General features: G+C 62.1%; 14 protein-coding genes and 1 pseudogene. 11 read left to right on the plus strand and 4 right to left on the minus strand.

The genetic code is table 11. The features are described 5' to 3' along the window. Positions 1-189 (plus strand): annotated as a pseudogene (locus tag AC0L3D_RS31930) (hypothetical protein); the annotation flags it as partial. A 65-nt stretch (positions 190-254) separates the two neighbouring features. Here the strand turns inward: AC0L3D_RS31930 and AC0L3D_RS31935 are convergent. Beyond that, entirely contained in the window at positions 255-704 is a 450-nt protein-coding gene (locus AC0L3D_RS31935; RefSeq protein ID WP_023799722.1) for a dihydrofolate reductase, read from the minus strand. 314 nt (positions 705-1,018) lie between these two features. On the opposite strand from AC0L3D_RS31935, the gene AC0L3D_RS31940 reads away from it, so the two are divergent. Both AC0L3D_RS31940 and AC0L3D_RS31945 read left to right on the plus strand, forming a co-directional pair. Continuing rightward, positions 1,019-1,186: a DUF1127 domain-containing protein gene (locus tag AC0L3D_RS31940; protein WP_128172270.1), complete on the plus strand. Its 168-nt coding sequence runs from the start codon at positions 1,019-1,021 to the stop codon at positions 1,184-1,186. Between the two features lie 3 nt (positions 1,187-1,189). Then, complete coding sequence (locus AC0L3D_RS31945) at positions 1,190-2,896, plus strand: tetratricopeptide repeat protein (protein ID WP_473626512.1); 1,707 nt, start codon at positions 1,190-1,192, stop codon at positions 2,894-2,896. Positions 2,897-3,138: 242 nt separating this feature from the next. Here the strand turns inward: AC0L3D_RS31945 and AC0L3D_RS31950 are convergent, their stop codons facing one another. Together AC0L3D_RS31950 and AC0L3D_RS31955 are read right to left on the minus strand one after the other, a co-directional pair. Further along, entirely contained in the window at positions 3,139-3,849 is a 711-nt protein-coding gene (locus tag AC0L3D_RS31950; protein ID WP_031255152.1) for a response regulator, read from the minus strand. Between the two features lie 69 nt (positions 3,850-3,918). Further along, a complete protein-coding gene (locus tag AC0L3D_RS31955; protein ID WP_473647033.1) occupies positions 3,919-7,590 on the minus strand; it encodes a PAS-domain containing protein in 3,672 nt (1,223 codons plus the stop codon). A 360-nt stretch (positions 7,591-7,950) separates the two neighbouring features. Between AC0L3D_RS31955 and AC0L3D_RS31960 the strand changes: the two genes are divergently transcribed. Further along, positions 7,951-9,333, plus strand: coding sequence for an FAD-binding oxidoreductase (locus AC0L3D_RS31960; protein WP_473626515.1), 1,383 nt, complete (start codon positions 7,951-7,953; stop codon positions 9,331-9,333). Between the two features lie 708 nt (positions 9,334-10,041). Beyond that, positions 10,042-10,305 carry a hypothetical protein gene (locus AC0L3D_RS31965; RefSeq protein WP_473626516.1) on the plus strand — a complete coding sequence of 88 codons (264 nt, stop codon included), beginning with the start codon at positions 10,042-10,044 and terminating at the stop codon, positions 10,303-10,305. A 78-nt stretch (positions 10,306-10,383) separates the two neighbouring features. Here AC0L3D_RS31965 and AC0L3D_RS31970 read toward each other — a convergent pair whose 3' ends face one another. Next, positions 10,384-12,093, minus strand: a complete 1,710-nt coding sequence (locus AC0L3D_RS31970) for an ABC transporter ATP-binding protein (protein WP_473626518.1) — start codon at positions 12,091-12,093, stop codon at positions 10,384-10,386. A 160-nt stretch (positions 12,094-12,253) separates the two neighbouring features. Between AC0L3D_RS31970 and AC0L3D_RS31975 the strand changes: the two genes are divergently transcribed. The 6 genes from AC0L3D_RS31975 to AC0L3D_RS32000 all read left to right on the plus strand — a co-directional run bounded on the left by AC0L3D_RS31975 (position 12,254) and on the right by AC0L3D_RS32000 (position 18,430). Next, complete coding sequence (locus AC0L3D_RS31975) at positions 12,254-12,538, plus strand: DUF2218 domain-containing protein (protein WP_287237034.1); 285 nt, start codon at positions 12,254-12,256, stop codon at positions 12,536-12,538. A 28-nt stretch (positions 12,539-12,566) separates the two neighbouring features. After that, positions 12,567-13,469 carry a siderophore ABC transporter substrate-binding protein gene (locus AC0L3D_RS31980; RefSeq protein WP_473647035.1) on the plus strand — a complete coding sequence of 301 codons (903 nt, stop codon included), beginning with the start codon at positions 12,567-12,569 and terminating at the stop codon, positions 13,467-13,469. Beyond that, complete coding sequence (locus AC0L3D_RS31985) at positions 13,466-14,446, plus strand: ABC transporter permease (RefSeq protein ID WP_473647037.1); 981 nt, start codon at positions 13,466-13,468, stop codon at positions 14,444-14,446. Before AC0L3D_RS31980 ends, AC0L3D_RS31985 begins: the two co-directional genes overlap by 4 nt. After that, positions 14,439-15,413: an iron chelate uptake ABC transporter family permease subunit gene (locus AC0L3D_RS31990; protein ID WP_473626524.1), complete on the plus strand. Its 975-nt coding sequence runs from the start codon at positions 14,439-14,441 to the stop codon at positions 15,411-15,413. The genes AC0L3D_RS31985 and AC0L3D_RS31990 overlap by 8 nt, the downstream gene beginning before the upstream one ends. Continuing rightward, the gene (locus AC0L3D_RS31995; protein ID WP_473647039.1) at positions 15,410-16,168 is read left to right on the plus strand and encodes an iron ABC transporter ATP-binding protein; all 759 of its coding nucleotides are present in this window, start codon (positions 15,410-15,412) and stop codon (positions 16,166-16,168) included. The genes AC0L3D_RS31990 and AC0L3D_RS31995 overlap by 4 nt, the downstream gene beginning before the upstream one ends. Before the next feature lie 168 nt (positions 16,169-16,336). After that, the gene (locus AC0L3D_RS32000; protein ID WP_473647041.1) at positions 16,337-18,430 is read left to right on the plus strand and encodes a TonB-dependent receptor domain-containing protein; all 2,094 of its coding nucleotides are present in this window, start codon (positions 16,337-16,339) and stop codon (positions 18,428-18,430) included. Positions 18,431-18,560 lie beyond the last annotated feature (130 nt).

The raw sequence follows: 18,560 nt of genomic DNA on the forward strand, positions 1-18,560 counted from the left end.
AAGGCCAAGGAGCAGCCCGCCGCCGAGCAGGAGCAGGCCGAGCCCGAACAGGCGGCCAAGCCTGAGAAGCCGAAGGCTGAGGAGCAGCCCGCCGCCGAGCAGCAGCAGGCCGAGCCGGAACAGGCCGAGCCCAAACCACAGCAGCAAGAAAACAAGGCGTGCGATCCGCAGACTGGGGCGAACTGCTAAATGTGCGGGTACAGACTACGGGCACCGCGATCGTTCCATCGCGGTGCCCGCTGTGAGCCGAGCCTTCATTGGTCGCGGTGATTTCTGGGGTCGTTGTGATTTCTGGCAATCTCGCCACCCGCCGTAAGCCATTTTGCATCGAACCAGCGGTCCGCCGGTCCGTCATAGGGCAGCCGCGTGATATCCCAATGGCTGACGAAGCGCGCGTAGGCGTCCCACACTGGTGGCCCGCCGCCGATGAAGACGACGCGGCCGACGAAGCGCTGGAGTGTGGCCTCGGGATCCATGCTGGAGCGAACGACGACAAGGTCCCGATCCGCGCGCGCAAAATCCGGAACGCTCGCGATCGTCTTGGGACCGGCGAGCAAGACGTGTCCTCTGGTCAGGTCGAAAAATCGTGCAACGTCGGCGACGAACTCCGGCGACCGGTTGCCTTCCCAGGGAAGGCCGCCGTTGAGGCCGAGCTGCCCCGCTTGGCCAATGGCACAGACGACTCTAACGACAGTCTTCTTCATGCGTACTCCACCGATAGCCGGTCTGATCGCATTCGCAACGCTTGCACGTCATGCTGCGCCACGCACTTCGGTAAGATGACCCAACCCGCTGCCTTACTCCGCTGCGGCTGGCTGGTCCACCGCCTCGTTGAGGAGGTGGTTTTGAGTGTCGTCGGTCGGACTATGGAACTCCTTCTCAAAAGTCCATCCCGGCACTGAAACAAACGAAACACTTCGAGTTCGGCGCGGAAAAACCCCTGAAACAGCGATGGTTTAAATCCAACGGCACCGCTGCACCCCGCGGCGCCAATCAATGGAGTATTGCGATGTCGAGAATGCGAACAGCTTACCGCTCATTTCGGAATTACCGGATTCACCGCATGGCGGAACGGACCCTTGCGGCAATGGACGATGCCCTCCTGAAGGACATCGGGATCAGCCGGTCCGAGATTGGCTTGGTGGTCCGCGGCTTGCAGCGCGGCCAAGAAGACAAGGCGGGCTGAACCATGAAGCTTTCATTTAGGCTCCCGCTACTGGCCTGTGCGAGCGCGGCCGCCCTTCTGGCGGCGCCCGCCGCGAATGCCCATGAAACGGGCGTTCCGCACCGCCAGGCCAAGGCGGCGGTTGCAGAGGATTCGACAAGCGTCCCGCTAGTCGAAAACCTCGGCAGTCATTCCTACCCTGTCACCACCGCCAACCCGCTGGCGCAGGCCTATTTCAATCAGGGCCTGCGCTGGGCGTGGGCATTCAACCACGCCGAAGCGCAACGCGCTTTCAGGGTCGCGCAGAAGCTGGACCCGACCTGCGCCATGTGTTTCTGGGGCGAGGCCTACGTGCTCGGCCCCAACATCAACGCCGGCATGGGCCAGGAGGCGGCAGCGAATGCTGCCGAAGCCGTCGCGCAGGCGCGCAAGCTAGCGCACCTCGCCTCCAGCCGGGAAAAGGATCTTATCGCCGCGCTCTCCAAGCGCTACAGCGCCGATACTTCGGCCGATCAGGGTGCCCTGAACGAGGCCTATGCCGCGGCGATGGCGGAACTGGCAGACCGCCACCCGCAGGACGACGAGATCGCCACGCTCTACGCTGACGCGCTTATGAACCTGATGCCGTGGGACTACTGGCTTGACGGCGGGGCAACGCCAAAGCCGGACACGGTCAAGCTTGTGGCCTCGTTGGAGCGGGTGCTGGCGCGCAATCCGGATCATGCCGGTGCGATCCATCTCTATATCCATGCCGTCGAAGCATCCACGACGCCGGAAAGGGCCGAAGCTCATGCCGACCGGCTTGCCGCCCTCATGCCCGGCGCCGGACACATCGTGCACATGCCAGCGCACATCTATCACCAGGTCGGCCGGTGGATCGACAGCCTGGAGATCAACCGCGAGGCGGTGGCAGCGGACGAGGCCTATTTCGAGCGCGTCGGCATAGCGCCGGAGAGCACGCCCGGTGTCTACACGGACGGCTATTATCCGCACAACCTGCATTTCCTGATGACCTCCGCACAGATGGCGGGCGACGTCGAGGCAATCGCCGAGGCGGCCAAAAAGCTCGAATCGCTGGTCTCCAATACCACGGCCAGCAAGGTGGCCGGGCTGCAGCCGATCAAGGCGGCGACCTATTTTGCCCACGCCCAGTATAGCGATCACGAGGCCATACTCGCGCTGCCGCTGCCGGCAAACGCCTTGCCTTATGTCAAGGCAACCTGGCGATATGCGCGGGGCGTCGCCTTCGCCGCAAAGGGTGCGAGCGAGGCGGCGCGCGCCGAGACCGCCGCAATCCGCAAGCTCGCTGCCGAGACCGATTTTTCCACGGAAACGGCGGGAGGACTTCCGGCGCCGGATTTGCTGGAATTGAGCGCGCTGATCGTGGAGGCCCGCATTGCCCAGCACCAGGGCAACCTGCGGGAAGCGCGCGATAAGCTTGAGGCGGCGGTCGCGATCGAGGACGGCCTTGCCTATATGGAACCGGCCTACTGGTATTATCCGGTCCGACAGACCCTCGGCGGGGTCTACATGGCCATGGGTGAGCACGAGGTGGCCGCGGCAGCCTTCGCGCACGTCCTGGAACAGACGCCAAACAACGCCTGGGCGTTGTGGGGCCTGCGCGAGGTTTTCCGCAGGACCGGCAGGACAGCGGACGCCGAAGAGATGGATGCGCGCTTCAAGGCCGCCTGGGTGGGAGCGCCGGATTTTCTCGGCATCGAACGGCTCTGACCCGCTCTTAAGGTGCCGGCGTCGTTGTCGGCTCAGGAAACGTGTCGCAGCCTCGCAACCCCGGCTGCGACACGCAATCCTAGGTTGAAAATGACATGCTTGGCCGGTAACTGCGCTTCAGTGCCACACGTCATAGTAGAAACACACCCGAAGATCAGAGGTTGAGAGGGCTACCCCCCTGGAGCCACAAACCGCATAAGCCGCAGGGGCCGAGGCGCTGGTTCAACCAGCCAGTGGCGCGCTCAAGCGTAGAGGTAACCCATGCCGCGGATCGTCCTGATCACCTCCGGCTTGGAGGGATCGACCTCGATTTTCTTCCGCAGGCGCGAAACGCGAATGTCGATGCTGCGATCGAAGGGATCCCACCCGCGGTCATGGGCGAGTTCGAGCAGTTGATCGCGGTTGAGTACGCGTCCGCGATGTTCGCTGAATACTTTCAGAAGCCGGAACTCCATCGGGGTGATCGCTATTTCGATTCCCTCGGCGTTGTATAATTTGTGTGCGTCCGGGTCGAAGCGGCACTTGCCGAACTGGAGCTGGTGAGGGCCCGGAGTACTCGCTTTCCCCGCAGCGCGTTCGCTCGCCGATGTCCTGCGCAGCACGGCCTTGACCCGCGCCAGCAGCTCCCGCAGGTCGACGGGCTTCGCGACATAGTCGTCGGCGCCAATCTCCAATCCGACAACGCGGTCGACGATTTCCGCCGATCCGGTCAGCATGATAATAGCAACGTCTGAGTGCTCTCGTAGATATCGCGCCAGCGAGAGGCCATCCTCACCTGGCATTCGGATATCCAATATGACCACATCGACGTGCTGGCTCTCAATAAGTTCACGCAGGGCAGGCCCCGCGTTGGCGGGCGTCACGGCATAGCCATGGTGCTCCAGATATTCCGCTACCGTGTAGCGGATATCCGGTTCGTCATCGCAGACCACTACATGTGCGTGCGTCGTCAAGATCGTCTACCGAGCAACCAGCCTGATGGATAAGCTGCCTCTAAAGTGACGTGCAAATCAACGGGTCTGTCAAGCATTGTTGTTGACCAGATTAGAGACAAACGAACGGAGCTCGTTCGGTTTGATCGGTTTCTCGAGATAGGGCCGTTTCGCGGCGCGCAGGAACATCTGCGCGTCCGGACTGATTGTGTCCCCCGTCAGGAAGGCTAACCTGTCGAGTTCAGCCGGATGGAGCTTGGCAATCTGGTTGAACAATCCCCGCCCGTCCATATCAGGCATTTTCAGATCGCTCAGGATCACCGCGAAAGTGCGGTTCTTGAGGTGCAGCAGCGCTTCTTCGCCGGATCTGGCAATGGTGACGTTGAAACCATCTCGCCTGAGCACCTCAGCAACCAGCTCACCCACTTCCTCTTCGTCGTCCACCACCAGACAGGCAATGCCGGTCGAATTCGGGAGCTCGTCTTCGGCCGTTTCGGTTCCTTCGTCGAGACGGTCCGAAGCAGGCAGCGAAAGTATGAAGGTCGAGCCACCCCCTTCGGGGGATTCGACCTCGATGGTTCCTCCATGGGATTGAACGATCCGATGGCAGAAGGACAGCCCGATCCCGGTCCCTGCCCCAATCTCCTTGGTCGTGAAGAACGGCTCGAAAATGCGGGGAAGTATCTCTTTGGGAATTCCCGGACCCGTGTCGGCAACGCTGACGATTAGGTTGCCGGATGTGGGATGAAGCCGCGTTGAAACCGTGATTGTCCTTCGTCCTTCCCAGCCATGCAACGCCTGTTCTGCATTGACAAGCAAGTTGATCAGCACCTGGCCAAGCTGATCGGGATCCGCCCAGATCGGGGGAAGACCAGGTTCAAGATGAACTGAAAGCCCGATGTCCGACGATCGAATCGAATAGGTCGCCACTTCGACCGCTTCGGAAATGATGTCATCGATCGCAACGTTTGAGGTTCGCGTCGGCTGCTGTCTGGCCATAGCCAGGAAAGTCTTGACGATCCTGGCGCAGCGTTCGGCTGCCTTGCTTATCTTGTCGGCGCGTTCCACGACCTTGGCGTCGGCAGCGGTCTCCTTCAACAGCGATGACAGGCCAAGCACCACCGAGAGCGGATTGTTGAGCTCATGCGCCACCCCGGCCAGCAATCCACCGAGCGCCGACATTTTTTCGTTCTGGTGCAGCGTCTCGCGCTGCCGCTCCAATTCCTGCTGCATTTCGATACGGTCGGTGAGATCGTAGGCGTGGGAAACGATCACCTTCTCACCATGGTAATCGATCAGTCGAGACGAAATCGAGCACCAGCAGGTTCCACCGTCCTTGCGCTTGAGCTGGGTTTCGAAATCGTCGACCAATCCCGTCGCGAGCAGCCGCTCGACGTATCGCCTCCGCTCTGAAGGATCGACATAATAGTCGACGGCGCTGGTGACGTCGCCGAGCAGATCAACGGTGGCGGGGCTGCGGTAAAGCAGCTTCCCGTCATGCGCGCGGGTCATCTGGATGTTGACGGGGCAGGCTGCGAGGACTTTACGGACCAGTTCGTCCGCTTCCTTGGCGGCCTCCTCGGCCCGCTTGCGCTCTGTAATGTCGACACGGGTGACCACGAACCCGCCTTCGCGGGTCGGACAGTTCGAGACGAAAAACCAACGCCCGTCCGTATGACGGAATTCCTGTTGCCGGAATTCGCGGCGGTCCCTTGCCCTCTCGGCAAGCCAGTCGTCGATCTTGTCGCGTGGAACCGGAAACTGGTTGCGCTCTGCGGTCACGCGGAGGAAATCGAACCAGTTCACCCCGGGAACGAGCACATCCGCGCTTATCGCGTGCATCTGGCGGTACCTGCTGTTGGCCAGCACCAGGCAATCGTTCCTGTCGTAGAGGGCAAACCCTTCGGCCAGAGATTCGATCGCGTCGATCAGCCGCTCGTTGGCCTTGCGCGTTTCTTGCTGGGCGGTGATCATGTCGGTGATATCAGTCGTGTTCGACACTATCACCTGCCTTCCCTGGAAATCGATCAGGCGAGCGGAAATCGAAGCCCAGAAGGCCTTGTTCTCGGTGTCGTACTGCTGGACCCGAAAATCATCGATCCTGCCCTTTTCGATCAGGGTGCGCTCCAATATCGCGCTATAGTCTGGATCGACATACTGGTCGGTTATTCGAGGACGGTCGGCGTAGAGATCTCTGGTAGCAGGATTGCGGTAGAGCGTTTCTCCCTCGAACGTGGTCATGCGTATCGGCGAAGGGCAGGCATCGAGCACCTTTTGCAGCAGTGTCGTGGCGTCGCGCTCGAATGCCTCGGCCTTCTTGCGCTCGCTGATGTCGGCGCGCGTTACGACGAAGCCGCCAAGATCGGTGGGATGTATCGATACCGAGTGCCATCTGCCGTCGGAGAGGGGGACCTCGAAATGGGAATGGAACTCGATCCGGCTTTGGATCCGCTCGTCGAGCCACTCATCCTCGCGCCCAACCGCATTGCGGAACACGCCGCGCTTGGCGGATTCGCGAAGGAGTTCGTCCCATTCCACACCCGGTTCGACGAGATCCCGCACCGGGTGGTTCAGCTCGCGGTAAAGGCTGTTGCACATGACCAGGCGGTGGTCTTCGTCGTACAGTGCGAATCCTTCGGAGAGTGATTCAACGGCGTCCGCGAGCATCTCCCGCGCCGCGGCGACTTCGCCGTCACGCTTCTTCTGCTTGGTCACATCGGCGATGCCGGCGAGAACCACTCGCCGGCCCTGGAACTCGACGATCCTGAGATTGCCCGTGGCCCAGAACTCCTGGCCGTCGGGTCTTTTAAGAAGCACTTCGCAATTTTCGACGACGCCTTTTAGCATGAGCTCGCGATTGATTTCCCGGTGTTTCTCGGGGTCGACAAAGTAATCGCCGAGCCGCACCGTCTCGCGTTGCGCCTTTTTGCTCCATCCAAGCAGCCGTTCGGCAGCATTGCTCTGGTAGATGAGTTCCCCCGAACTTGCATCGTTCATCCATACCGGCAACGGGTGATGCTTGATCAGGAAACCGAACAGATCCTCGCGCTGCTTGCGTTCCGTGATGTCCAATACGCCGATGATGAGCGAGGGGCGCCCGCCATAGACGCCGCGACGGCAGTTGGTCGAACACCAGACGGCCGATCCGCTTGTGTTTCTGAGCTGGATTTCGTGATCCCGGACGATCTCGCTGTTGCTGGCGAGAGAACTGATTTCATCGAATTCGCCAGAATTCACGAAATGATCCGTCAGGAATTGCGGCTCGTTCGGCGTCCATTTTCGGCCAAGCAGGTTCGACGCATCGAGGCTTTCGTAGAGGATCTGCCCGCTTCCCGCGTCCACCACCCAAACCGGCAGCGGGTGACTGTCCGTGATGCAGCGGAATATCTCGGCGTTCTCCTGGTGCGCGATCTGCGCTCGCTTCATCTCGGTAATGTCGACGCTTACCAGGGCCATGCCGCCATCCGGCCAAGGATGTGCGGTGAGCAACTTCCATCGGCCATCCAATGTCTCGGCTTCAACTGGAGCGTCGTCGATTTGCGTCCATCGCGCTGCGGCGCTTTCAACAAATGCGTTGCCCGGCTCGATGGGGCGGCCGTCGAAACTCTTTAGACGTGATAGGGCTTCGGCGACTGCGGCAATGGCGTCCGTCGGCTGCATCTCGCCGCGGTCGAGCCGCCGGCTTCCAAATATCTGCGGATTGCTGTTGACGAGAACATGGTTGGCGTCAAAAAGCGCATAGCCTGTGTGTGTGGATGGCACCGGATTATCAGGCCGCATGGTCGTTCCCTTTGTTCGCGTGATCCCGCGAGGGCGGATAATAGCCCTTCTTTGTTTCAGCACGCGTTCGGGCGACGCGTGATTTGTTTCAACTATTCCGGCGCGTGGGAGACATCGCCGGCGCTGACGTGTCGCCTGTCATCCCCGTGGGGCGCGCGCTGAAACAAACGAAACACTCCCACCACACCACAGAAAAACGCCTGAAACGAAGGCGGTGTAGGACAAGAAGAGCCGCAGATGCGGCAGATTCAACCGGCGAAGCGCAAATGTCCAGCGCCCAGGATGAACAATCTAGTCTTGGCGAGTGTCGACGCGTCTTGCTCTGAAACCTGAGGGTTCAATATGGATAAGCCAGTTACTTCGCACGATTTCCCCGACCGGCTCCTCGCGAGCGTCATTGACCAAAACCATCCGGCCTATGAAGAGTCTCGCGGGCTCTACAACGCCATGATCGACAAGCGGCCGCGCTGGATCATCCCCTGCGCCGAGGTCGCCGATGTCGTCGCGGCAGTCAATCATGCCCGGGACAAGCACTTGCTTCTTGCCATTCGCGGCGGCGGCCACAGCGGTCCGGGCTTCGGCAGTTGCGACGGCGGAATGGTCATCGACATGTCGCCGATGAATCGGGTCGATATTGATATCGGGACCAGCACGGTCCGCGTCGAGGCCGGCTGCACCCAAGGCGATGTCGACCGCGCCGCCAGCGCTCATGGGCTGGCGGTGCCGGCTGGCCTCGTCTCGTCCACAGGCATCGCCGGACTGACGCTGGGCGGCGGCACTGGCCATCTAACGCGCAAACACGGCCTCACCATCGACAATCTGCTTGCGGCCGAGGTCGTGCTGGCCGACGGCAGCGTCGTGACGGCAAGTGAGAACGAACACCCGGAGCTGTTCTGGGCGCTGCGCGGCGGCGGCGGCAACTTCGGCGTCGTGACGCGCTTCACATTTCAGGCGCATCCGGCGAAGGATGTCTATGCCGGGCCGATCTTCTTCGACATCGAGCATACCGCAGAGATCATGCGCTGGTACCGCGGCTTCCTGCCCGGAGCGCCGCGAGAGCTCGGGATGTTCTTCGGCATCAAGACGGTGCCCTCCTGCGACCCTTTCCCGCGCGAGATCTGGGGAAGGCGCGTCTGCGCGCTGATCAGCTGCTACAACGGCGCGGAGGAGGACGGCATCCGGGCGATGCAGCCCGTGCGCGACGCGCTTCCCGGGCCACTGATGGACGGTATGATGCAGATGCCCTTCGTCGATCTGCAGGCGCTGTTTGATCCGCTGCTGCCGAAGGGCTTGCAGTGGTACTGGAAGGGCGATTATGTCGACGAGCTGTCCGATGCGGCCATCGCAGCCCATGCCGAGCACGGCTCGAAGACGCCGAGCGAACTGTCGCTGATGCATCTCTACCCCATCGACGGAGCGGCCCAGGAAGTGGCTCCGGACGCTACCGCCTGGGGAGCGCGGCGAGCGCGTTGGTCCATGGTTATCGCCGGCATCGACCCCGACCCGACGAAGGCGCTGGAGCTGAGGCGCTGGGCAAGCGAGTATTGGGCTGCGGTGCACAAGCACAACCCGCACGGTGGCGCCTATATCAACTTCATGATGGATGATGAAGGCGAGGCGCGTGAACGCGCCGCCTACGGCGCCAACTATGAGCGGCTCGTCACGGTCAAGCGCAAATACGATCCGGCGAACCTCTTCCGCGTCAACCACAACATCCGGCCGTAAGCCGAGGCTGAGCCTGTCCGTCCTTGGGTCGAGCGAGGCGGACAGGCCTGGCATGCGCAAGCCGGTGTCGCGCCATCGAGGACGACCATCCACAAAATGCGTCCCGCCCCGTCGGGCGTGCCTCTGAAACAAACGAAACACTCCACCGCGATGCAGAAAAACGCCTGAAACGAAAGCGGTGTATGACAATAAGATCCGAAGACGCGGAAGAATAAACGGACGAAACGAAAATATCCAGAGCCTAATACCGAACATCTAGTCTTGGCGAGGGTCGACATTTTTTGCTCCGAAACCTGAGGTTCAAAATGCATAGGCCAGTTGCTTCATACGATTTCCCCGACCGGCTCCGCGCGAGCCTTGTTGGCCAAAACCACCCGGGCCATGAAGCGGCTCGCCGGCTCTTGCAACGCCATGATCGACAAGGGGCAGACGTCAACCCAGCTACGCGACGCCTGATCGGGAACAGCCGCCATTCGTACGGCCGCGCTGACACTGCCGATTGGTGATGATCTCGGCTGCCATTGGGCAGCCCACCGAACTGCGCACGAACGCAACAAGAGACCGTGCGCTGAACAACCTGCCGCCGCACATCCAGGAGGATAGCGGTTGGTCGGTTTGCCCAAAGGGCATGAAAAGACGGCCTCATCGATGCGGTGCGGGGCACGGCGCGTCGAGGCCAAACGCTAACCCTCAAAATGGAGAATTGAAATGCTCAAGATCGTTCTTGCCACAGCCACCTTCCTGTTTGCCTCCGGCATGGCTTTTGCCGGCAGCGACCACTATGGCTCCGACTACAGCCATGGCTCCTTCTATCCGAAGACCGGTCACCATTCGATGGCGTCCGACAACGGCTACGCGCTTGACCTGGGCGGCACAGCCAGTGTCGGCACGGCCGACAGCGCACCGACCTCGGCAGGAAATTCGACCTTCCCCGAACCCGGTTACGGACACGGTATCTGGGGGAGCCGATAACAGCGTTCGGCCACACGGTCGAGATTCGACTTCCAGGCGGCGGGCTCGCCCGCCGCTTGGAATCACCTCCCAGCGGATTTAATCTGAAGCCGCGCCCAGTCGCGAGTAAGCGCCGCCGCGTGCCACCAGTTCATCATGCGGACCTTGTTCGACGATGCCTGTATCGGCGACCACCACAATGCGATCGGCATTGCGGATCGTCGCCAGCCGGTGCGCGATCACCAGCGTCGTTCGGCCCTGCGCAAGCTCTGCCAGCGACTGCTGGATCTCGCGCTCGGTCTGCGTGTCGAGTGCCGACGTCGCCTCGTCCAGGATGAGGATGGTCGGGTTCTTCAGGAACATGCGCGCGATTGCCAGGCGCTGCTTCTGACCGCCCGAAAGTTTTACGCCGCGCTCGCCGATGATCGTATCGAGGCCTTCCGGCAGCGAGGCGATGAGTTCGTCGAGGCGCGCGCGGCGCGCTGCCTCGACGATCTCGCTCTCGACCGCGTCCAGCCGGCCATAGGCGATGTTCTCGCGGATCGTGCCGCCGAACAGGAACACGTCCTGCTGGACGATACCGATCTGGCCGCGCAACGAAGCCAGCGTCATATCGCGGATATCCAGACCGTCGATGGTGATGGACCCGCTGTCGACCTCGTAAAAACGCGGCAGCAGCGAGCACAGGGTCGTCTTGCCGGCGCCGGATGGCCCGACGAAGGCGATGGTCTGTCCTGCTTCGATGTCGAGATTGATGTTCTTCAAAACCGGCCGTTCGCCGCTATAGCCGAAGCTGACGTCCCGGTAGCTGATGTCACCCCGGAGCGTCGGTGCGTCAATTGCGCCCGGCCGATCCGCGATGTCCGGTTCAGTGTCGAGGAGGGCTGCATAGCGGCGAAATCCGGCGATGCCTTTCGGATAGGTTTCAATCACCGAATTGATCTTGTCGATCGGCCGGAAGAACACATTGACCAGGAGCAGGAAGCCAACGAAGCCGCCACTGGAAAGTTCGCCACGCAGCACGAGGTAGCTTCCGGCGATCATCACCACCAGTTGGATCAACCGCATGCTCATGTAGCTCAGCGACGTGCTTGCGGCCATGATGCGATAGGCATCGAGCTTGGTTTTGCGGTAGCTGGCGTTGTCGCGCGCGAACAGGTTGCGCTCGTGGTCTTCGTTGGCGAAAGCCTGCACCACCCGCATGCCGCCGACATTCTCCTCGATGCGAACGTTGAAATCGCCGACCCGCCCGTAAAGCGCCTGCCAGTTGCGTGTCATGCGCGCGCCATAGCGGCTTGTCACCCAGGCGACCAGCGGCACAATTGCCGCCGTAATCAGCGCAAGCTGCGGATTGACCAGGAACATCAGCGCGAAGGCGCCGATGAACGTCATGATCGCGATGAACAGGTCTTCCGGGCCATGATGGGCAACCTCGCCGATTTCCTCCAGGTCCTTGGTGACCCGGGCGATGAGGTGACCGGTCTTGTGATTGTCATAGAAGCGGAACGAGAGCTTCTGCAGGTGATCGAAGCTCTTCCGGCGCATCTCGGTCTCGATGTTGATACCGAGCATATGGCCCCAATAGACCACGACCGCCATCAGTCCGGTGTTCACCACGTAGATGGCAAGCAGGCCGGCCGACGCAGCAAGGATCAGCAGCCACTGCTGAGTCGGCAACAGCTCGTCGACAAACAGCTTGACGGCCATCGGAAACCCGAGTTCCAGCAGGCCAGACAGAACCGCGCAGCAGAAATCCAGGATGAACAGACTTCTCCAGGGGCGGTAGTAGGCGAAAAATCTGCGCAGCATTGGGACGCTTTTTCTGTTCGAAGGTCTGGCCTGCCAGGAGCATGGCTATGCGAGGGCTGTCGCTACAGGCATTTCTTGCGGCGACTGCTCAGCGCCGCCGACTTGTCCGAACGGATAGCTTACGATAAGTGGAGTGTAAACATCATATTATGAGGTCTCCATGCTGACTGCGATCACGCGCTGCGAAACGCCGAATGCGGGCAAATATCTCCAGCAGCTTTGCAAGCATTTCGCGCACAAGGTCGAGGTCGCCTATGGCGATGGGCATGGGCAGTGCCGCTTCTCCTGCGGCACGGCTACAATGCATGCCGGTCTCGAACGGCTGGACATAGTGGTGGAAGCGGCCGACGCCACCGCGTTGACCGAGACCAAGCAGGTCATCGAATCGCATCTCGTCCGGTTCGCCTTCCGCGAAAATCTCCAGCCGCTGGCCTGGCGCGATTGAAGCGTCGTCTTCGCTACGGAGTATGCTCATGAGATGGCTGAAGTCGGTCCTGGCCTTGCCGGCATTGGCGCTTTTCCTCGTTCAGGCGTTCGCAACCGAGATCGAGACCGCGAACGGCCCGGTAACGGTCGGAAAGACCCCGCAAACGCTCGCGGTGTTCGACATTGCGGCAGTCGATACGTTGAACAGCCTGGGCGTGAAGATCGCCGGCTTGCCCGATAAGCTCTATGTGCCCGAACTCGCCGGGTTGAAGGACGGCGCGGAAATCGTCGGCACCCTCTTCGAGCCCGATCTGGAGGCGCTGAGCGCGCTGGCGCCGGACCTCATCATTGTCGGCGGGCGCTCCTCGCCGCAACTGGCGGCGACCAGCCGGATTGCGCAGAGCATCGATATGACGATGAATGGCGATGATCTGTTCGCGCAGGCGAAGCAGCGCCTGATGGCCTACGGCGCTCTCGTCGGCAAGCCGGCCGAGGCGGCGGCGCTTGCTTCGGAACTCGATGACGCGCTTTCGTCGACGCGTGCCGCCGTCAAGGGCAAGGGCACGGCGCTGATCCTGATGACCAGCGGCCCGAAGGTGACCGCCTACGGCAAGGAGTCCCGCTTCGGTTGGCTGCATTCGGCGCTCCAACTCACGCCGGCGGTCGAGGATGTCGAGGCCGCCACCCACGGCGAAGCGATCTCCTTCGAGTTCCTCCGCGACGCCAATCCGGACTGGCTCATCGTGCTCGATCGCGCCGCGGCGATCGGCTCGGGGGAGCAGAACGCCAGGGCGACGCTGGACAATGAACTGGTGGCCGAAACCACAGCCTGGAAGAAAGGGCAGGTGGTCTACATGCCGGCAGCCGATTTCTACATCGCTGCAGGCGGCGTCCAGTCGACGAAGCGCGTGCTTGAGACCATTCGAGACGCTTTCTCGCGGACCCAATGACCGCCGGATCGCTTGGCTCTCAAGGCTTCGCCTGTCAGGCAATCGGCGCCGCAACCCTGCTGGCGCTGTTTGTGGCCAGTCTGTTCGTCGGCGTCGGAGAGCTTGCCATAGGCAGTCTGGCCTCCGATCCGGAAGCCTTGCGGCTGATCATGATCAGCCGCTTGCCGAGGACGTTGGCGGCACTTCTGGCCGGCAGCGCCCTGGCCATCGCAGGGCTTGTGATGCAGACGCTTGCCCGCAACCGTTTCGTCGAGCCTTCGACGGCTGGAACCGCGCAATCGGCGGCACTCGGCATACTGGTGGTGACGCTGGTTTGGCCCGATGCATCGCTTGGATGGAAGGCAGCCGGCGCGGCGGTGACCGCTCTCGCCGGGACATCCGTTTTCCTCATGCTCGCGCATAGGTTGCCGCCGACACAACCTTTTCTCGTTCCGCTGTTCGGATTGGTCTATGGCGGCGTCATTGGCGCCGCCGCGATCTTTGCCGCTTGGCACCTGGACCTTCTGCAGTATCTCGAAGTGTGGATGACGGGCGAGTTTTCCGGCATCCTGCGCGGGCGCTATGAACTGTTGTGGGTTGCGGGCGCACTGGTCGTATTGGCCTGGTGGACGGCCGACCGCCTGACGATGCTTTCGCTGGGCAGGGACGTCAGCATAGGGCTCGGCCTGAATTATGCCGCTATGCTTCGGCTCGGCCTGGTCATCGTCTCGGCCATCACCGCGCTGACCGTGGTCGTCGTCGGTACGATCCCGTTCGTCGGCCTTGTCGCGCCCAACATCGTATCGCGCTTCGCCGGCGAAAACCTGCGCCACACCTTGCCATGGGTCGCCGGCGGTGGCGCGGCGCTGGTGCTTGCCTGCGATATCATGGGCAGGCTCATCCGTTTCCCTTACGAGGTTCCGGTCGGCACGATCCTCGGCGTCGTCGGGGCCGTGCTGTTCCTAGTCCTGCTGCTTGGCCGAAACAGCAATGACTGAAGTTTTGATGCAACGCGGCCTGGTGCGGCACGAGGGCCGCCTCGCGATGATGGCGGCGGTCGCAGTGCTGGTCGGCGTGGCCTTCATGACGATCGGCCTGCGCGGCGATCTCGCCTTCGTGGTCGAACTGCGCGCAGCGCGGCTGGCTGCGATGGTTCTGGTCGGCGTGGCGGTGGCGGTTTCGACGGTCGTGTTCCAGACCGTTTGCGCCAACCGCATCATCACGCCGTCGATCATGGGCCTGGATGCGCTTTACGTCTTCTGCCAGACGGCGCTGGTTTTTGCGCTGAGCGGTTTCGGCTTTGCCGGCATCGATCCCAGCCTGCACTTCTTCGGCAATTTCACGGCAATGACCAGCCTCGCGCTGGCGCTGTTCCTGCCGATGCTTCGCCGGCGGTTCGACCTGACGCTGATGCTGCTGACTGGCGTCGTGCTGGGCGTGCTGTTCCGATCGCTGACGACGTTGCTGGCGCGGCTGCTGGATCCGAACGATTTCGCCGTACTGCAGGGTACGGTCTTCGCCAGCTTCAATGCGGTGGAACCCGATCTCCTGCTGGTGGCCGGCCTGATCACCGTGGCGGGTGTCGCCATCGCCTGGCGGGCGCGACATGTTCTCGATGTGCTCGCGCTGGGCACCGACACAGCCATTGGGCTCGGCGTGGCGTGGCGCGTCACGGCTGCCGGGCTGCTGGTTGTTGTCGCCGCGCTCGTGTCGGCGTCGACGGCGCTGGTTGGACCGATGGCGTTTCTGGGGCTGCTGGTGGTTTCGCTCGCTGAGCGCATCGTCGGCACCGACCGGCACGCCATCCTTCTGCCGGCAGCCGCGCTCACGGCGATAATCGTGCTCGTCGGCGGCCAGACAATCCTCCAGCATGCTCTGGGCGGGGAAGGCAGCCTCGGCATCGTCGTGGAGTTTGTCGGCGGCATCGTGTTCCTCGCCATTCTGTTTGCCGGGGGCCGGCAATGATCGAGATTGCAGGCGTCTCCCTGGCTCTTGGCGGCAGCCGCATTCTGGATAATGTCAGCCTGACCGTGCCGAAGGGCGGCGTCACGGCGCTTGTCGGACCGAATGGCGCTGGCAAGTCCAGCCTGTTGTCGTTGATCGCCCGCCTGCGGCCCCTGCAAAGCGGCCGCATCACCGTCGACGGGCTGCCGGTCGATACGACGCCGAGCCGGCAGTTGGCCAGGATCATGGCCATCCTGCGACAGGATCCCGGCGTCGCAAGCCGCCTGCGTGTCGCCGAACTGGTGGGGTTCGGTCGTTTCCCGCACAACCGCGGGCGGCTGACCGCGAAAGACCGCGAAATCATCGCGGCGTCGCTCGAACAGTTCGATCTCAGCGACCTGGCGCTGCGCTTTATCGACACCTTGTCAGGCGGGCAACGGCAGCGCGCCCTCGTCGCCATGACCTTCTGCCAGGGGACGGATTATATCCTTCTCGATGAGCCGCTGAACAACCTCGACATGTTTCATGCAAGAAACCTGATGCGGACGCTGAGACGAATCGCCGACGAGCACGGCAAGACGGTGCTCATCGTGCTTCACGACATTAATCATGCAGCCTCGTACGCCGACCGCATCGTCGCGATGAAGGACGGCGCCGTTATCGCATCGGGCGAAACCGGCGACATCATCCGGCCGGATATACTGGAGAGCATTTTTGGCTTCTCGATGCGGGTCGAAAACATCGCCGGTCGGCCGAACGTCCTGCACCACGCCTGAGTAAGCTCCGCGGCTGCAGCGCTCGAAGAGCGCAGCAGTTACAACGGCTTGCATAACTGGATTTTCATTATCAAGTTTATTTGCCGCAGCGCAACCGATGGGTTAAGGCAGTCCCAACAGGCGCGGTTCGCGCCAGCCCGGGCTATCGTATTCGAGGGGATTTAGCCGATGTCATCAGATCTGTTGCGAGCGCTGACCGTCAGCACCGCGATGTCCATTTTCTTGTGTCCCGAAGCGATGGCGCAGTCTGCCCCCGCCCCGGAGGCGGAAGCCGGAACGAGCACCACCGAAGAAAATGAAGACAGCCAAGCTCCCGCTGGGGGCACGCAACTTGACACCATTCTCGTCGTGGATGTGGGGGCGGGCGCCAACGCGACGGCCGGCGCCAACCTGATCACCATCGACCAGCAGGAGATCGATCGCAAGAAACCGCAGGATTTGAGGGAGGTGTTCTCCGGCGAGCCGCAGATCGCCGTCGGCGGCGCGATCCCCAGCACGCAGAAGATCTACGTCAACGGCGTCGATGAGAACAATCTGGCCGTGACTGTCGACGGGTCACGACAGAACAACAAGGTGTTCCACCACAACGGCACCTATCTGCTCGACCCGGCACTTCTAAAGGCCGCGTCGGTGCAGGCAGGCGTCGCGCCGGCCGACGCCGGTCCGGGCGCACTCGCGGGCTCGCTTGGTTTCGAAACCAAGGACGCCGTCGACCTGCTCGAACCCGGCCGCAATTTTGGCGGTTTCGTCACCGGCATATGGGACACCAACAGCGAGACGTTCACCACCGGCGTGAGCGGCTTCGGCCGGCAGGACGGGTTCGAGTATCTCGGCTACATCAATTACGGCCGTGGCGGCAACTTCACCGCCGGCAACGGCCAGGAGATGCCGGGGACCGGCACCGATCTGATCAGCGGGTTGGCCAAGATCGCCTACGAGAGCGTCGAGGGCCATCGTTTCGAGCTCAGCCACGAGCAGGTCCGCGACGACGAACTGCGCCCCTATCGCGCCAATGTCTATATCAACCGCGGCGCGGAGCCTGAAGTCCGGAACTACGATCTGCGCCGCCAGAACACGGTTTTTACCTATACGGACACGTCGCCGGAAGGCTGGTGGGACCCCAAGATCGTACTCGCTTACAGCCGCACCCAAATTGGGACGCTGGAAACGGCCCGCTCCGACCCCAATATCGTGTCGCCGACCGACGGCGCGACCAGCAGCTTCAACGGCAAAGTGGAGAACCGCTTCGCGCTCGACATCGGCAGCGTCACTGCCGGTTTCGACTTCTACAACGACAGGGCGGCCCTGGATTATCTCAACTCGACCGAGCCGTTCTTCACGGACGAGCGCGCCACCAATATCGGCGCCTATGCACAGGCGCGCCTGGAGCCCTTAGACCAGGCCAGGATTTCGTTCGGCGGGCGCGCCGATCACCAATGGTTCACCGGCGTCGACGATTCGGATTGGAACAATGCGGGTCTGAGCGGCAACATTTCGGGCGAGTATGACCTTGTGCCGGAGTTCCTGACGGTAAAGGCGGGGACCTCGCATGTCTGGGGCGGTGTACCGCTGGCAGAAAACTACCTGCAGAACCCGGCCTGGACCTATGGCGACGGCCCGGAGCCGGTGACGTCTAACAACTATACGGCCGGCCTGGAGGCGCGCTACAACGGCTTCACCTTCGAGGCGAACGTGTTTCGCACCGACATCAACGACGCGCGCCTGCCGGTGTTCGGACGTGGCGCGCCGGTCCCGGAGGTGACATCGATTCGAACGCTCGATCTCGTTTCCAAGGGCTGGGAAATCGGCGGCCGCTATGATTGGGACGCCGGCTTTGTCAGCCTGAAATACGCCGACATCAACGCCGACGTCGCCGGCGAGCCGGCTGATACGGAGATCGGCCGCTATTTGACGACGCCTCTCGGCCAGATCGTGATGATCGGCGCCGGCTACACATTCGACGATTGGGGCGTCAAAGTCGGTGGCGACATCGAAATCGCCTTGAAGACCGACAGGACGCTGGCACGGCATCCAACCGACCCGACAAGCGAGAAGAAGGAACTGCCCGGCTATGAGGTGGTGAACGCCTATGTCGAGTGGACACCGCCTTCGAAGCCGAACTTCACGCTGCGCGCCGACGCGCTCAACATTTTTGACGAGGCCTATACCGACCGCGCGGCCTACGGGCAGGATTTCGACGGGGTGGCGCCGCACTTTGATCCCGGCCGCTCGTTCCGGCTGAGCGCCACCGCGCGCTTCTGATCCCTGGCAAAACGCCGGCCTCGGCAATCGCCCAGCCGGCTGCAAAAACGATGTCTGCGTTGGCGCCTTCGGAACGGATCGTGCGCCAAAGTGCTACAGCGCCCTTTCGGCATCCATAAGGACGCGCGGC

The sequence above is a fragment of the Mesorhizobium sp. WSM4837 genome (assembly GCF_055811435.1).

Bases quoted from the DNA above. Each gene is read 5' to 3' on its own strand.
- AC0L3D_RS31990 (WP_473626524.1), top strand. From the start codon at position 14,439: ATGACTGAAGTTTTGATGCAACGCGGCCTGGTGCGGCACGAGGGCCGC.
- AC0L3D_RS31945 (WP_473626512.1), top strand. From the start codon at position 1,190: ATGAAGCTTTCATTTAGGCTCCCGCTACTGGCCTGTGCGAGCGCGGCC.
- AC0L3D_RS31935 (WP_023799722.1), bottom strand. From the start codon at position 704: ATGAAGAAGACTGTCGTTAGAGTCGTCTGTGCCATTGGCCAAGCGGGG.
- AC0L3D_RS31970 (WP_473626518.1), bottom strand. From the start codon at position 12,093: ATGCTGCGCAGATTTTTCGCCTACTACCGCCCCTGGAGAAGTCTGTTC.
- AC0L3D_RS31985 (WP_473647037.1), top strand. From the start codon at position 13,466: ATGACCGCCGGATCGCTTGGCTCTCAAGGCTTCGCCTGTCAGGCAATC.
- AC0L3D_RS31965 (WP_473626516.1), top strand. From the start codon at position 10,042: ATGCTCAAGATCGTTCTTGCCACAGCCACCTTCCTGTTTGCCTCCGGC.
- AC0L3D_RS31980 (WP_473647035.1), top strand. From the start codon at position 12,567: ATGAGATGGCTGAAGTCGGTCCTGGCCTTGCCGGCATTGGCGCTTTTC.
- AC0L3D_RS31975 (WP_287237034.1), top strand. From the start codon at position 12,254: ATGCTGACTGCGATCACGCGCTGCGAAACGCCGAATGCGGGCAAATAT.
- AC0L3D_RS32000 (WP_473647041.1), top strand. From the start codon at position 16,337: ATGTCATCAGATCTGTTGCGAGCGCTGACCGTCAGCACCGCGATGTCC.
- AC0L3D_RS31940 (WP_128172270.1), top strand. From the start codon at position 1,019: ATGCGAACAGCTTACCGCTCATTTCGGAATTACCGGATTCACCGCATG.
- AC0L3D_RS31995 (WP_473647039.1), top strand. From the start codon at position 15,410: ATGATCGAGATTGCAGGCGTCTCCCTGGCTCTTGGCGGCAGCCGCATT.
- AC0L3D_RS31960 (WP_473626515.1), top strand. From the start codon at position 7,951: ATGGATAAGCCAGTTACTTCGCACGATTTCCCCGACCGGCTCCTCGCG.